General features: G+C 60.2%; 15 protein-coding genes. 7 read left to right on the top strand and 8 right to left on the bottom strand.

Annotation, left to right across the window (positions count from 1 at the left end; genetic code table 11):
* Positions 1-82 precede the first annotated feature (82 nt).
* From BLT89_RS16845 to BLT89_RS16830, 4 genes are all read right to left on the bottom strand, one after another.
* Positions 83-946, bottom strand: a complete 864-nt coding sequence (locus BLT89_RS16845) for an endonuclease/exonuclease/phosphatase family protein (RefSeq protein ID WP_090198161.1) — start codon at positions 944-946, stop codon at positions 83-85.
* Positions 947-958: 12 nt separating this feature from the next.
* Entirely contained in the window at positions 959-1,588 is a 630-nt protein-coding gene (locus BLT89_RS16840) for a thiol:disulfide interchange protein DsbA/DsbL (protein ID WP_090198156.1), read from the bottom strand.
* A 182-nt stretch (positions 1,589-1,770) separates the two neighbouring features.
* On the bottom strand, positions 1,771-2,376 hold the full coding sequence (locus tag BLT89_RS16835) for a c-type cytochrome (protein ID WP_090198153.1): 606 nt from the start codon (positions 2,374-2,376) through the stop codon (positions 1,771-1,773).
* A 49-nt stretch (positions 2,377-2,425) separates the two neighbouring features.
* Positions 2,426-2,716 (bottom strand): c-type cytochrome, encoded by a 291-nt coding sequence (locus BLT89_RS16830; protein WP_090198150.1) that lies wholly within the window; start codon positions 2,714-2,716, stop codon positions 2,426-2,428.
* Positions 2,717-2,903: 187 nt separating this feature from the next.
* On the opposite strand from BLT89_RS16830, the gene yihA reads away from it, so the two are divergent.
* Positions 2,904-3,539, top strand: a complete 636-nt coding sequence (gene yihA, locus BLT89_RS16825) for a ribosome biogenesis GTP-binding protein YihA/YsxC (RefSeq protein ID WP_090198149.1) — start codon at positions 2,904-2,906, stop codon at positions 3,537-3,539.
* A gap of 226 nt (positions 3,540-3,765) precedes the next feature.
* Here the strand turns inward: yihA and polA are convergent, their stop codons facing one another.
* Complete coding sequence (gene polA / locus BLT89_RS16820; protein WP_090198147.1) at positions 3,766-6,621, bottom strand: DNA polymerase I; 2,856 nt, start codon at positions 6,619-6,621, stop codon at positions 3,766-3,768.
* Positions 6,622-6,713: 92 nt separating this feature from the next.
* Between polA and BLT89_RS16815 the strand changes: the two genes are divergently transcribed.
* Positions 6,714-6,989: a DUF2782 domain-containing protein gene (locus tag BLT89_RS16815; protein ID WP_090198144.1), complete on the top strand. Its 276-nt coding sequence runs from the start codon at positions 6,714-6,716 to the stop codon at positions 6,987-6,989.
* Between the two features lie 13 nt (positions 6,990-7,002).
* On the top strand, positions 7,003-7,953 hold the full coding sequence (locus BLT89_RS16810) for a homoserine kinase (RefSeq protein ID WP_090198140.1): 951 nt from the start codon (positions 7,003-7,005) through the stop codon (positions 7,951-7,953).
* Between the two features lie 6 nt (positions 7,954-7,959).
* Here the strand turns inward: BLT89_RS16810 and znuA are convergent, their stop codons facing one another.
* Positions 7,960-8,877: a zinc ABC transporter substrate-binding protein ZnuA gene (gene znuA, locus BLT89_RS16805; protein WP_231975043.1), complete on the bottom strand. Its 918-nt coding sequence runs from the start codon at positions 8,875-8,877 to the stop codon at positions 7,960-7,962.
* Between the two features lie 90 nt (positions 8,878-8,967).
* Here znuA and BLT89_RS16800 point away from each other — a divergent pair, with 90 nt between their 5' ends.
* The 4 genes from BLT89_RS16800 (at position 8,968) to BLT89_RS16785 (ending at position 11,936) form a co-directional block, all read left to right on the top strand.
* Positions 8,968-9,468 carry a Fur family transcriptional regulator gene (locus BLT89_RS16800; protein WP_090198134.1) on the top strand — a complete coding sequence of 167 codons (501 nt, stop codon included), beginning with the start codon at positions 8,968-8,970 and terminating at the stop codon, positions 9,466-9,468.
* Positions 9,465-10,232 (top strand): zinc ABC transporter ATP-binding protein ZnuC, encoded by a 768-nt coding sequence (znuC, locus tag BLT89_RS16795; protein ID WP_090198131.1) that lies wholly within the window; start codon positions 9,465-9,467, stop codon positions 10,230-10,232. The genes BLT89_RS16800 and znuC overlap by 4 nt, the downstream gene beginning before the upstream one ends.
* Positions 10,225-11,013 carry a zinc ABC transporter permease subunit ZnuB gene (znuB, locus tag BLT89_RS16790; protein WP_090198127.1) on the top strand — a complete coding sequence of 263 codons (789 nt, stop codon included), beginning with the start codon at positions 10,225-10,227 and terminating at the stop codon, positions 11,011-11,013. Before znuC ends, znuB begins: the two co-directional genes overlap by 8 nt.
* Before the next feature lie 98 nt (positions 11,014-11,111).
* Positions 11,112-11,936 (top strand): hypothetical protein, encoded by an 825-nt coding sequence (locus tag BLT89_RS16785; RefSeq protein WP_090198124.1) that lies wholly within the window; start codon positions 11,112-11,114, stop codon positions 11,934-11,936.
* A gap of 54 nt (positions 11,937-11,990) precedes the next feature.
* Here the strand turns inward: BLT89_RS16785 and BLT89_RS16780 are convergent, their stop codons facing one another.
* Positions 11,991-12,626, bottom strand: a complete 636-nt coding sequence (locus BLT89_RS16780) for an SCO family protein (RefSeq protein WP_090198121.1) — start codon at positions 12,624-12,626, stop codon at positions 11,991-11,993.
* 65 nt (positions 12,627-12,691) lie between these two features.
* Positions 12,692-13,591 carry a heme o synthase gene (cyoE, locus tag BLT89_RS16775; RefSeq protein ID WP_090198118.1) on the bottom strand — a complete coding sequence of 300 codons (900 nt, stop codon included), beginning with the start codon at positions 13,589-13,591 and terminating at the stop codon, positions 12,692-12,694.
* Positions 13,592-13,596: the final 5 nt, after the last annotated feature.

Here is a 13,596-nt window from a genome sequence, read left to right as displayed (position 1 = left end):
GTGGGCTGCAGCCGTTGACTGGGCGTTTCCAGCGCAGTTTACCTAGCTGGGCGCCGTTAAGCTGATCATCTTCAGCGGGAAGTTATCGCACCGGGAGCGCTGCCCGGGAAGCGGACATGGCCTCGGGCAGGCGTATCTCGACGGCCACCGGAAGATGGTCGGAAATCGACTGGCTGAGCAGGCTGACCCGCTCCAGGGTGAGCTCGGAGCTGAGCAGGATATGGTCCAGGCAACGCTGCGGACGCCAGCTGGGAAAGGTCGGTTCCAGCTGTGGCGCCATCAGCCCCAGATCCCGCAGCGGCGAATAGAGCAAAAGGTCGGCAACGTGGGTATTCATGTCGCCCATCAGTACGATGTGGCGGTAACTGCCAATCAGTTCGCGAATATAGGACAGCTGCCGCGACCGCGTACGGCCACCCAGCGCCAGGTGCATCATCACCACCGCCAGCGCATTTTCGCCTTCGCCCAGACGCAACATTATCGCCCCGCGTCCGGCAGGCCCGGGCAACGGATGATCTTCCAGCAAGGATGGCTGCAGGCGACTGAGCAAACCATTGCTGTGCTGGGCAAAACGTCCGTAATTGCGGTTGAGTTGCTGATACCAGAACGGAAAATTTCCCAGCTGCGCCAGCCGTTCGACCTGGTTGACGAAGCCCGAGCGCAGGCTGCCGCCATCCACTTCCTGCAAGGCCACCAGATCAAAATCCGCCAGTAAGCCGGCAATCCGTTGCAGGTTAAGCGTGCGCCCGGCATGTGGCAGCAGATGCTGCCAGCTGCGCGTCACATAATGGCGATAGCGTTCGGTATTGATTCCGACCTGGATATTGAAGCTGAGCAGGCGCAAGCGGCCGTCTGCAGGCAAACCCGCAAACGGTTCACAACTTGTATTGATGCTCGGACTGCAAGGGGCCGCAGTCGCTCTTTCCGGCATCCAGCGTCGCAACATGGCTGTGCCCGCTTATTCGGCGGTACGCTCCATGTCGATCAACTGATCCGCCACCACCAGCGTCTGCTCGGGGCCACCCGAGGAGCCGATGTCGAAGCGGTATTTGCCATTGACCACCAGTACCGGCACACCACTGACCTGATAGGCCGCGGCAAGCTTCTTGGCTTTTTCCACCTGGGCTTTCACGCCAAACGAGTTGTAGGTCTTGAGAAAAGCTTCCTGATCCACCCCCTGGGTGGCGAGAAATTCGGCCATTTCTTCCGGGGTCGACAGCTTCTTGCCTTCCTTGTGGATTGCCTCGAACACCGCCGCATGCACCTTGGGCTCTACACCCATCGACTCCAGTGCGATAAACATCTGCCCATGCACATTCCACACTCCGCCGAACATGGCGGGGACGCGCACAAAGTGCACATCTTCCGGCAGTTTTTCTACCCAGGGCTCGAGCGTAGGTTCGAACTGGTAGCAATGCGGGCAGCCGTACCAGAACAGTTCAACCACTTCGATTTTTCCTGGTACAGACACCGGAACCGCCGGATCAATCGCCACGTACTGCTTGCCTTCCTGAATTTCTTCGGCTTGGGCACTCATAGCAAACAGGCTTGCGCCTGCCAGAACAGCGGAAAGGATCAGATGACGCATGGATGACTCCTGAATGAAGAACAAGCCTGATGGCAGGTTCAGTTGAGACCGGGGAGGCGCTAAAGGGTTCACGCATTCTAGGCGTGGTTTACCACAAGAAGCGAGCGTTCCACCTTTCTGCCAAAAGCATCGCGCATAAAAAAAGGTGGCCGAAGCCACCCTTTTTGCCACCTCAGTACGCCCTAGTGCAAGCCCTGAATGTAGCTGGATATTGCTTCGATATCCTTGTTGCTCAATTTGGCTGCCACCGCACGCATCGGCATGGTGTCGCCATCATTGGTACGGGCTCCCTCGCGGAAGTCGGTCAGCTGCTTGGCAACATACTGTGCATGCTGGCCGCCCAGGTGCGGGAAGCCGGCGGCCGCATTGCCTGCGCCATTGGGTGCATGACAACCGGTACAGGCCGGCATGCCCTCGGGCAGCTTGCCGCCACGGTACAGCGACTGCCCGAGCTCAAGCTTCTCCGGATCAGTAGCACCGACGCTCATCGACTGACTGGCAAAGTAAGCCGCCATATCGGCCATATCCTGATCACTGACATTGGTCAAAATACCCGTCATTTCCAGCACCTGGCGGTTACCGGATTTGATGTCCTGCATTTGCTTGAGCAGATAGCGATCGCCCTGACCTGCCAGCTTCGGAAAATTTGGCGCGGCGCTGTTGCCATCCGCACCATGACAAGCAGCACAGACTGCAACTTTCGCCTGACCTGCTGCAGCATCACCAGCCGCCTGGGCAAAGCCGGCAATACCAAAGGTCAACAACAGGCTCACGAGTAGTTTGTTCATCAACATTTCCAACGACGACTAAGGGTATGAAATCAGGATCGCGACTGGCTTACTTGGACATGTACCCGATCACGGCTTCGTAATCTTCAGCGGTGCAGTCCATGCACAGGCCGCGCGGTGGCATGGCATTGAAACCATCGGTGACGTGCTTGACCAGAGTCGGCATGCCCTGCTTCAGGCGAGGCTCCCAGGCTGCTGCATCACCTTTTTTCGGTGCCTGCGGCAACTGGCCGTTGTGGCACATGCTGCAGGATTTGTTGTAAATGGCTTCTGCGTCCGGAGCGGCCTGAACATTGGCAGCCAGCAGGAAAACGCTTGCAGCAATCAGCAGTTTTTTCATGATCAATCCTCATCAAAGGCACAACAGGGAAAACCGGCTTCTGTCAGGCAGACCACCACTTGCAACAGCCTGCACCTGTAGAGTACATGATAAAGCGCGCACAAATCTTGTGACATTATATACTGGCGTCGCCCAAACGGAAACGAAACTACCTTCTGCGACGCTCAGTCGCATCCGCGGAACCCCCATGTCCATCAAAAACCCGATTCTTGGCCTCACCCAGCAGGCCACATTCCAGATCAGCGCCGCCAAAGTCGATCAATGCCCGCCGGACACCGGCTTCGAGGTCGCCTTTGCCGGCCGTTCGAATGCCGGCAAATCCAGTGCACTGAATACCCTGACCCACGCTAGTCTGGCGCGCACCTCGAAAACACCGGGACGCACACAACTGCTGAATTTCTTTCGTCTGGATGACCAGCGGCGCCTGGTTGACCTGCCCGGCTACGGCTATGCCAAGGTGCCGATTCCGTTGAAACTGCATTGGCAGAAGCACCTGGAAGCCTACCTGAGCAGCCGCGAATGCCTCAGAGGGATGATGCTGATGATGGATATTCGTCACCCGCTGACCGACTTTGACCGTTCAATGCTGGATTGGTCGATCAACAGCGGCATGCCCATGCATATCCTGCTGACCAAAGCCGACAAACTGACATTCGGCGCAGCCAAAAATGCCCTGTTGAAAGTGCAGCGGGATATCCAGCAGGGCTGGGGCGATGCCGTCAGCCTGCAGTTGTTTTCAGCGCCAAAGCGTCTGGGCATTGATGAAGCGCTGCTGGTTCTGGCGAACTGGATGGAGCTGGGGCAGGAAGAAACCGAAGAATAAGCAAGCCCGCCAAGCAGGCAAAAAAAACCCGAACTTCGATGGGGAGAGAAGTTCGGGGTTCAAATCCGTTCCGCCTGCGCGGTCGGAATCTGCCAACACATGAAACACCAAAGGAGGAGTGAATAGCCTAGCGAGCCATTCAAAAGTTCTGACCGGGCCTTTTCGGGAAAGTTCATCCGGATAGAAAACTTTTTCTATAGCCCTGATCTCAGGCCAATGCAGCCGCTCAATGCGCCTCGTCCCAGTTATCTCCAACCCCGGCCTCAACCAGCAGCGGTACCGACAATTCGGCCGCCTCGCTCATCAGGCGACAGACCGTCGCACGGACCTCCGCCAATTGCGCCTGCGCCACCTCGAGCACCAGTTCATCGTGCACCTGCAGGATCACCCGGGCATCCACGCCGCTGGCGGTTAGCCAGTCATCCACCCTGACCATGGCGCGCTTGATGATATCCGCCGCCGTGCCCTGCATCGGCGCATTGATGGCGGTACGCTCCGCCGCCTTGCGCAGGCCCTGGTTTTTCGAATGAATCTCCGGCAGATACAGGCGGCGGCCGAACAAGGTTTCGATATAACCCTGCTGCGAAGCCTGCTCGCGGGTACGCTCCATATAAGCCAGCACGCCCGGATAGCGGGCAAAGTAGCGGTCGATATAGGCCTGCGCCTGCTTGCGATCACAGCCGATCTGCTTGGCCAGGCCAAAGGCGCTCATGCCGTAGATCAGACCGAAGTTGATCGCCTTGGCACTGCGCCGCTGGTCGGTGGTTACCTGCTCCAGCTCGACGCCGAAAACTTCGGCCGCAGTGGCCTTGTGCACGTCGAGGTTGTGCCTGAACGCATGCAGCAGACCTGCGTCCTGGGCCAGGTGCGCCATGATGCGCAGTTCGATTTGCGAATAGTCTGCCGCCAGCAACTTGTAACCGGGCGGTGCGATGAACGCCTGACGAATGCGACGGCCTTCTGCGGTGCGAATCGGAATGTTCTGCAGGTTCGGATCGCTGGACGACAGCCGTCCGGTGGCGGTGACCGCCTGATGGTAAGAGGTATGTATACGCCCGGTGCGCGGGTTGATCTGCTCGGGCAGGCGGTCGGTATAGGTGCTTTTCAACTTGCTCAGGCTGCGGTACTGCATCAGCACCTTGGGCAGCTCGAAGTCCTGTTCGGCCAGCTCGGCCAATACCGCCTCCGCCGTGGAGGCCTGGCCCTTGGCGGTTTTGCTGAGCACCGGCAGTCCCAGTTTTTCGTAAAGAATCACCCCCAGTTGCTTGGGCGAGCCGAGATTGAACTCTTCACCGGCTATGGCAAAGGCTTCGCGCTCCAGTTCAACCAGACGCTCACCCAGCTCCACGCTGTGTTCGCCGAGCAGGCGCGCATCGACCAGCGCGCCTTGCCGCTCGATACGCGCCAGCACCGGCACCAGCGGCATCTCGATCTCGCTCAGTAATTTGGCCAGACCGGGAATGGCCTGCAGTTGCGGCCACAGGGTCTGGTGCAGGCGCAGGGTGATATCGGCATCCTCGGCGGCGTAAGGGCCGGCCTGTTCCAGGGATATCTGGTCGAAGGTCAGCTGCTTGGCGCCCTTGCCGGCGATGTCCTCGAAAGCGATGGTGGTGTGATCAAGGTACTTGAGCGCCAGCGCATCCATGTTGTGCCGGGTCGCCGTGGCGTTCAGCACATAGGATTCGAGCATGCTGTCGAAGGCAACGCCCTGCAGCTGGATGCCATTGGCCGGATCACCGCCGATGGCACAATTGGCCAGTACATTGATGTCGTACTTGGCATGCTGGCCAAGCTTGGCCTTGCGCGGATCTTCCAGCAGCGGCTTGAGCGCCGTCAGCACCTTGTCACGATCCAGCTGTGCCGGCACACCCATGTAGGAATGGGTCAGTGGCACATAGGCAGCCTCGCCGGCAGTGACCGCGAATGACACGCCGACAATCTGCGCCTGCTGGGCGTCCAGGCTGGTGGTTTCGGTATCGAAGGCGATCAGCTCTGCCTGGGCGAGCTTTTCCAGCCATTGCGCAAAGCGTCCGGCGTCCAGAATGGTTTCGTAGGCGCCGCTGTGCTGAACCTGCGCCGCCGCCTCAGGCTGTTCGCCAGGCACCTCATCGGCTGGTGCGGACGCAGATGCGGAGCCGGGGGATGCCTGCAAATCGAATTGGACTGTAGCTGAATTGTCCTGCGCCTTTGGCTCGGCAGGCGTACCGGCCGCCGGTAGGGCATTCAGCCAGCTTTTGAATTCCAGCTCGCGATAGTGCTCGGCCAGCGCAGCAACATCGGGGGCCTCCATGTGCAGGGATTCAATCCGGATATTCAAGGGTACATCGAGCTTGATGGTGGCCAACTCATAAGACAGATAAGCCATATCGCGCTGCTCTGTCAGCTTGGCCGGCAGGGTCTTGGCGCCACGGATCGGCAACTCCGGCACCTTGTCCAGGTTGGCATACAGTACATCCAGCCCGCCGCCGACGCCGACCAGCAGGCCCAGCGCGGTTTTTTCACCAACCCCGGCCACGCCGGGAATGTTGTCGGCCTTGTCACCCATCAGCGCCAGATAATCGATGATCAGCTCCGGGCCTACACCGAACTTCGCCTTTACCCCCTCGACGTCATACACGCTGCCGGTCATGGTGTTGACCAGCGTGACCAGCGGGCAGACCAGCTGCGCCATGTCCTTGTCACCGGTGGAAATGATCACCGGACGGCCTTCGGCGGCGCACTGGCGTGCCAGCGTGCCGATCACGTCATCCGCTTCCACGCCCTCGATGCACAACAACGGATAGCCCAGACCGCGCACACAGGCATGCAGCGGCTCGATCTGCACCCGCAGATCGTCCGGCATCGGCGGGCGATGGGACTTGTATTCGGCAAACAGCTCGTCACGGAAAGTCGGCCCCTTGGCATCGAAGACCACCGCAAACGGGCTGTCCGGATACTGTTTGCGCAAGCTCTTGAGCATATTCAGTACGCCCTTGACCGCTCCGGTGGGCATGCCTTTGGAGGTGGTCAGCGGCGGCAGGGCGTGAAACGCCCTGTATAGATAGGAAGAACCGTCCACCAGGACGAGAGGAGCAAGACTCATGAGCAGGATCAACCATTCAGGGTGTCGGAAGGCTAGAATGCCGGTATCAATCGTGAAGATGGAGCAAGGTTATCATGCGTTTACCCTATCAAATGTGTCGCAGCTTGCTGCTCGCCGGACTGCTTCTCGGCGCCCCGCTGGCCATGGCCGAAGACCCGGCGCCCGGTGCCGAGCCGGACGTCACCATCCGTACCGAGGGTGACAAAACCATTACCGAGTACCGCATCAACGGCTTTCTCTACGCAATCAAGATCACGCCCAGCGTAGGCAAGCCGTACTTCCTGGTGCGCGCCGATGCCTCGCAGATGTGGACGCGCTCCGACAAGCCGGAAATGCTGATACCGGCCTGGGAAATCTTCAGTTGGTAAGCGGCTGAATTTCATGTCTGTTTTCACGGCGGTCGAGCGCCCGGCGCTGGAAAGTTTCCTGCTCTGCTTTGAGCTGGGGCGGTTGCATGATTTTCACGGGATAGCCGAAGGCACCGAGAACAGCAACTTCTTCGTCAGCCTGGATGCCGGCGAATATGTGCTGACCCTGGTCGAGCGCGGTGATCACGCGGACCTGCCGTTCACCGTCGAACTGCTCGAGCGCCTGCATCAGGCCGGCCTGCCGGTGCCTTTTGCGCTGCGCAACGAGCAGGGCCAGGCCATTCAGCAACTGGCTGGCAAGCCCGCATTGTTGCAGCCGCGCCTTCCCGGCAAGCACGTCCTGCAGCCCAATGCACACCACTGCGCGGAGGTAGGCCAGATACTCGCGCGCATGCATCTGGCGACACGCCAGCAGCTCATCGAGCATCCGTCTGATCGCGGTCTGGCGTGGATGCTGGCGCAGGGAGCCGGACTGGGCAGCCGCCTCCCGGCATCAGGCCGGCAACTGCTGGACGCGACCCTTGAGGATGTTCGGGCACTTCAGCCGTACTGGTCAAAGCTGCCCCAGGCCAATCTGCATGCCGACCTGTTCCGCGACAATGTGCTGTTTGATGGACCGCACCTGAGCGGCATGATCGACTTCTACAACGCCTGTTCCGGGCCGATGCTCTACGACGTGGCGATTGCCATGCTGGACTGGTGCCCGGCTGCAGACGGCACGCTCGACGCCAGGCTGATGCGTGCCATGCTGGCCGCTTATGCCGGGCTGCGACCGTTCACCCAGGCCGAGGAGCTGCATTGGCCGGTAATGGTGCGGATTGCCTGTCTGCGCTTCTGGTTGTCGCGCCTGCTGGCAGCCGGCTCGCCCGGCAGGGCAGGGGTTCAGGTCAAGGCGCCGGAGGAGTTCGAGCTGCGCCTGCAGCAGCTGGGGCAAACCACATTGAACCTGCCGCTGGCGCTTTAACCGGGCTTAGCCGCCAGCGCCCTGCTCGACACTATTCAGGCAGTCGAGCATTCCGTTTGCCAATCCCTGCAGCAATTGCATATAGCCTTGTGCAGCAACCGGGACGTTGCTGCCCAGTGCATCCAGTTCAGCCAGGCGTACCGGCAATCCGGCGCTGAGGGTTTCGGCCAGACGCGGCCGCAATGGCGGCTCACTGAACACACACGCCGGGCCAGCAGCCATTAATGCCTGGCGCATGGCTGCCACCCGCCGGGCTCCGGGCTGCACTTCGCTGCCGACACTGAAGACCCCGGTGTGTTGCAGGCCATAGGCCGCTTCGAAATAGTCATAGGTTTCGTGGAAGACGAAATACGGCTTGCCTTGAATGCCCGCCAGACTGCTCTGCAACTGCTGATCCAGCGCATCAAGGCGCTGTTCGAAAGTCTGCAGATTGCTCCGGTAGCGCGGCGCATTGGCGGGATCAAGTCCTGCAAGATCAGCAGCCATCTGCGCCGCGATGACTTTGGCATTGGCCGGTAACAACCACAAATGTACATCCAGCGTGCCGGGGCGGTGGTCATGATCATGTCCGGCCTGTTCATCGGCATGTTCCGCGTGCTGTTCTTCATGCGCCGAATGCACATCACCGAAATGGCGCAGCTGCAGTCCCGGCAGATCCTGCACCGCGATGCTCGGCTGGCTGCGGCCCTTCAGTACCCGCGGCAGAAAGGTTTCCATGTCAGGGCCTATCCAGTACAGCAGCTGGACATCCTGCACGCGCCTCACGTCCGAAGGACGCAAGGCATAGTTATGCGGTGAGGCTCCCGGCGGCAACAGCACTTCAGGTGTGGATACTCCGTCCTGCACAGCTGCAGCTATCAGCTGCAAGGGTTTGATGCTGGTGAGCAGCTTGACCTCGGCTGACGCCAGAGAGCTACAGAGCATAACTAACAACGAAAGGGTTAAACGCAGCACCTGAACACGCCCTCAAAAAAGATATATAATAACGTCCTGTTTAGCGAAAGTCCTCAGCTTATGCTCAAACCCGTTACCAGCGACATGCCACTGGCCTGCCGCCCCCACGACCATAGCCACTGCGTCAGCCATGCCCTGCAGAGCGCCGAATCACTCTGCGAGCAACGTGGCCTGCGCCTTACCACCTTGCGCAAACGGGTGCTGGAACTGGTCTGGGCCAGTCACAAGCCTTTGGGTGCCTATGACATTCTCGCCGTGCTCAGCGAAACCGATGGCCGTCGCGCCGCGCCGCCAACGGTTTACCGCGCACTGGACTTTCTCCTCGAGCACGGTCTGGTGCATCGCATTGCATCACTGAATGCCTTTGTCGGCTGCAACCACCCGGGGAAGGTGCATCAAGGACAGTTTCTGATCTGCCGCAACTGTCATGCCGCGGTGGAGTTGCTGCGCAGCAATATCGATGCGGCCGTGCTCGCCAGTGCCGCCAGCGTGGGCTTCAGTGTCGAAGGCCAGACGGTAGAAATCAGCGGACTGTGCGCTGCCTGCAAGGAAAACCCATGAGCGCCACGCTGATCCGGCTGGAGCATGTCAATGTTCAGTTCGCCGGCGAACCCGTGCTGCAAGACGTGCAACTACAGGTACGCCGGGGCGAAATTGTTACCCTGATCGGCCCCAACGGAGCAGGCAAAACGACCCTGGTACGTTGTGTGCTCGGCCTGCTCAAACCCGACAGTGGCAGTGTCTGGAGCCAGCCAAAACTGCGCATCGGCTATATGCCGCAAAAACTCCAGGTGGATGCCACCTTGCCGCTTACGGTGCTGCGCTTCCTGCGCCTGGTGCCCGGCGTCAATCGCCTCAGCGCCGGCGCTGCGCTGGCCGAAGTGGGCGCCGAACGGCTGATCGACAGCCCGCTGCAAAATATCTCCGGAGGCGAACTGCAGCGGGTGCTGCTCGCCCGTGCCCTGTTGCGCAAACCGCAACTGCTGGTGCTGGACGAGCCAGTACAGGGCGTCGATGTAGCTGGTCAGGCCGAACTGTATCGCCTGATCAGCACACTGCGCGACCGCCATGGCTGCGGGGTGCTGATGGTCTCCCATGACCTGCATCTGGTCATGAGCGCCACCGACCAGGTGATCTGCCTGAACCGCCATGTCTGCTGCTCGGGCCACCCGGAGCAGGTCAGCGGCGATCCGGCGTTTGTCGAGCTGTTTGGTACGGATGCCCGCAGCCTGGCCATCTACCAGCACCATCATGATCACAGCCATGATCTGCATGGCTCCGTCAGTGGCGGCCATGTCCACGGAGCCGACTGCAAACATGCCTGACTTCCTCATCAATGCCTTGCTGGCCGGGCTGGCGCTGGCAGTCGTGGCCGGCCCGCTGGGGTCTTTCGTGGTCTGGCGGCGCATGGCCTATTTCGGCGATACCCTGTCACATGCGGCCCTGCTCGGCCTGGCACTGGGCCTGGCACTGGAAATCAGCCCGACACTGGCCGTGACTTTCGGCTGCCTGCTGCTGGCGGTGCTGCTGGTCAGCCTGCAACAGCGGCTGACACTGGCTTCCGACACCCTGCTGGGCATACTGGCGCCAACCACATTGGCCCTCGGTCTGGTGCTGCTGAGCTTCATGAGCAACGTGCGTATCGACCTGATGGGCTATCTGTTCGGTGATTTGCTGGCGGTCAGCAACAACGACCTGTTGTGGATCATCGGCGGCAGCCTGCTGGCGCTGTTTGCCCTGGTACTGCTTTGGCGGCCCTTGCTGGCAATTACCGTGCACGAAGAACTGGCACGGGTGGAAGGCCTTCCGGTAGATGCCTTGCGCATGGCGCTGATGCTGCTGATTGCCATTGTTATTGCCGTGGCCATGAAAATCGTCGGGGTACTGCTGATCACTTCGCTGCTGATCATTCCCGCAGCTGCCGCACAACGGCATGCACGTACGCCGGAGCAGATGGCGCTGACGGCCAGCCTGCTCGGGCTGCTGGCCGTGTGTGGCGGACTGGCGCTGTCCTGGTTCAAGGACACCCCGGCCGGCCCTTCGATCGTGGTATGTGCCGCCTGCAGCTTTATCCTGAGTCTTGCCCTGCCGCGAAGATCCCGCTGAATACGTGCCCTGCGTCTTTGTTACCTACGGTAGCAATAGGGTAAACTTGCGCCCCTTGCCGCCCGGCCACCACTCAACAAAACCGGTTTCTAGCCCACATGAATTCAAGCATTTTGCGAACCACCCCGGCCATTGCCGCCCTACTACTGTCGCTGTCCTTTGGCGCAAGTGCTGAAGAACAGGTTGATCCAACGGTTCTGGCGTTGCGCAATCTGGAAAGCAGCGTAGCCGGCAATCAACTGGATCAGGCCGAAAGCCAGCTACGGGCTTTGCAGCAGAGCATCCCGGGCGATACGCGGCTTGAGCAGTCCCAGCGCGTCATCAGCGCTGCGTATGTGCGCCAGGGCGAAAGCGCTTTGCAGGCTGGCAATCTGGCTGCAGCTGAACAGGCGCTGAGCAAAGCGCAACGCATCATGCCGGCCGGCAACAAGCAGGCAGGCGCGCTGGCAGCCGCCATCCAGACCACCAAGGAAAAACAGCAAGCAGCTGCCCAGGCTCAGGCCGCTCAGCAAGCGGCCAAGGCAAAAGCCCAGGCGGAAGCCGAGGCTGCAGCAGCGCGCCAGCAGAAACAGCTCGCCGAACGCAAAGCCGCCGAAGCCAAAAAAGCCGCAGAGGCTGCCAAGCCCAAAGCACCGGTGGCAAAGTTGATCGATCCGAACAAGGCCAGCAGCACGATTGCCATGCCCATGCTGGATACCCAGGACATGGACAGTCTGCGCAACCTGCTGGAGCAGGTAGCCGAGGAGGTCGTGGCCTTCAATTGCCAGGTGCAGCTTGATGTGCGCCAGAGCAAGGACTATCCGCGGGTCGCCGCCATATTGTCCGCACGGGTGAAAAAAATTGACCCTGGCTTCGATCTGCAAATTGAGCCGGTAATCAACCCGGCCAACGATCCCCAGCTGGTGCTATCACCGCGCTCCTGATGTCACCGACAATAAAACGCCCGCTTGCTGCGGGCGTTTTACTTTGTACGCGGCTCATTCTTCTGCCGATAACACGCCCGGCAACTGATCCAGCAATTTCTGGTTGTTCAGTGGGGCCCGGATAAACCCGCGTTGCCGGCCATCGGGGCCAACCAGCACCAGGTTGCCACTGTGATCCACCGTGTAGTTTTCCTGGCTGGTATCCGCCGGAATAAACGGAATGCTCACGCCGTTGGCCAGAGTCTGGATAGCCGGCAGCTCGCCGGTCACGCCGATAAAGCCTGCCTTGTAGAACCCCAGATACTGCTTGAGATGCTCCGCGGTATCACGCTGTGGATCTATGCTGACAAATACCAGCTGCAGATTATCCTGCACCTCTTTGGGCAGTTTGCTGTTGAGCTCGCGCAGCTGGGCCAGCGTGGTGGGGCAGATATCCGGACAGAAGGTGTAGCCGAAGAACAGCAGGCTCCACTTGCCTTCCAGCTGCTCCAGCGCAAAGGGTTTGCCCTCGGTATCGAACAGCTGCACCCGGGGAATTTCGCGACTCTGCGGCAACAGCACGATACCGGCATCCAGCAAGGCCACCGGATCGCCCTGACCCTTGCCGTTAAGTACCTTGTTGATCGTCAACCCGAGCACCAGCGCAACGACTGCGGTGAGTACAACAACGGTTTTTTGCACGCGGGTCATGGAAGTTCCTAATCAGGCGAAGTAACCGACCCTTGCACCACACGGGCGAGCAAGGGCCAGCCGGTTTACAGGTTAAGCAGCAGATAATGATCGGCCAGCAACGCGATAAACAGGGCAAACAGGTAAATGATCGAGTAGCGGAAGGTCTTGATCGCAGCATGTGGCCGGCTGTCACGGTAAAGCACGCTCGCCCAGAACAGGAAACGCGCACCCAGCAGCACTGCACAGAGCAGATAGAGCAGGCCGCTCATGTGAATGGCGAAAGGCAACAGGGTCACCGCGATCATCATGCAGGTGTACAGCAGTATATGTACCTTGGTGTAGTGCTCGCCGTGGGTGACCGGCAACATGGGGATATCAGCCTTGGCGTACTCCTCCTTGCGGTGGATCGCCAGCGCCCAGAAATGCGGTGGCGTCCAGGCAAATATGATCAGTACCAGCAGCAGTGGCTCGGCGCTCACTTGCCCGGTCACCGCGACCCAGCCCAGCAGCGGCGGAGCAGCACCGGCGAGACCGCCAATCACGATATTCTGCGGCGTGGCGCGCTTGAGAAAGCCGGTATACAACACCGCATAACCGAGCAACGAGGCCAGCGTCAGCCAGGCTGCCAGTTGATTGGTGAATGCCAGCAGGAGAAACATACCGGCCAGCGCCAGGACAAAGGCAAAGGTCAGTGCCGCCGCCGGTGTGACCCGCCCGGCAGTCACCGGGCGTTTGTGGGTGCGCGCCATGATCGAGTCGATGCGCCTGTCCACCACATGGTTGACTGCCGCCGCAGCGCCGGCACACAGACCGATGCCCAGATTGCCGAACAGCAGAACCTGCCAGCTGACACCGGCACGGGTAGCCAGAAACATGCCGACCAGCGAGGTGATCAGCATCAGCAGCACCACACGCGGCTTGGTCAGTTCCAGGTAATCACGCCAGAGCGCGCGTTCCTGATGAGCTTGGAGCACTGTAGCCATGGGGT

The organism is Pseudomonas pohangensis, assembly GCF_900105995.1.
GTDB lineage: Bacteria > Pseudomonadota > Gammaproteobacteria > Pseudomonadales > Pseudomonadaceae > Aquipseudomonas > Aquipseudomonas pohangensis.
This window is presented reverse-complemented; position numbering and strand designations above follow the sequence as displayed.

What these genes read in the sequence shown, in the direction of transcription:
- BLT89_RS16840 (WP_090198156.1), bottom strand. Translation starts at nt 1,588, where the DNA reads ATGCGTCATCTGATCCTTTCCGCTGTTCTGGCAGGCGCAAGCCTGTTT.
- BLT89_RS16800 (WP_090198134.1), top strand. Translation starts at nt 8,968, where the DNA reads ATGCTCAAACCCGTTACCAGCGACATGCCACTGGCCTGCCGCCCCCAC.
- BLT89_RS16815 (WP_090198144.1), top strand. Translation starts at nt 6,714, where the DNA reads ATGTGTCGCAGCTTGCTGCTCGCCGGACTGCTTCTCGGCGCCCCGCTG.
- BLT89_RS16830 (WP_090198150.1), bottom strand. Translation starts at nt 2,716, where the DNA reads ATGAAAAAACTGCTGATTGCTGCAAGCGTTTTCCTGCTGGCTGCCAAT.
- znuB (WP_090198127.1), top strand. Translation starts at nt 10,225, where the DNA reads ATGCCTGACTTCCTCATCAATGCCTTGCTGGCCGGGCTGGCGCTGGCA.
- BLT89_RS16835 (WP_090198153.1), bottom strand. Translation starts at nt 2,376, where the DNA reads ATGAACAAACTACTCGTGAGCCTGTTGTTGACCTTTGGTATTGCCGGC.
- yihA (WP_090198149.1), top strand. Translation starts at nt 2,904, where the DNA reads ATGTCCATCAAAAACCCGATTCTTGGCCTCACCCAGCAGGCCACATTC.
- BLT89_RS16810 (WP_090198140.1), top strand. Translation starts at nt 7,003, where the DNA reads ATGTCTGTTTTCACGGCGGTCGAGCGCCCGGCGCTGGAAAGTTTCCTG.
- polA (WP_090198147.1), bottom strand. Translation starts at nt 6,621, where the DNA reads ATGAGTCTTGCTCCTCTCGTCCTGGTGGACGGTTCTTCCTATCTATAC.
- znuA (WP_231975043.1), bottom strand. Translation starts at nt 8,877, where the DNA reads ATGCTCTGTAGCTCTCTGGCGTCAGCCGAGGTCAAGCTGCTCACCAGC.
- BLT89_RS16845 (WP_090198161.1), bottom strand. Translation starts at nt 946, where the DNA reads ATGTTGCGACGCTGGATGCCGGAAAGAGCGACTGCGGCCCCTTGCAGT.
- BLT89_RS16780 (WP_090198121.1), bottom strand. Translation starts at nt 12,626, where the DNA reads ATGACCCGCGTGCAAAAAACCGTTGTTGTACTCACCGCAGTCGTTGCG.
- cyoE (WP_090198118.1), bottom strand. Translation starts at nt 13,591, where the DNA reads ATGGCTACAGTGCTCCAAGCTCATCAGGAACGCGCGCTCTGGCGTGAT.
- znuC (WP_090198131.1), top strand. Translation starts at nt 9,465, where the DNA reads ATGAGCGCCACGCTGATCCGGCTGGAGCATGTCAATGTTCAGTTCGCC.
- BLT89_RS16785 (WP_090198124.1), top strand. Translation starts at nt 11,112, where the DNA reads ATGAATTCAAGCATTTTGCGAACCACCCCGGCCATTGCCGCCCTACTA.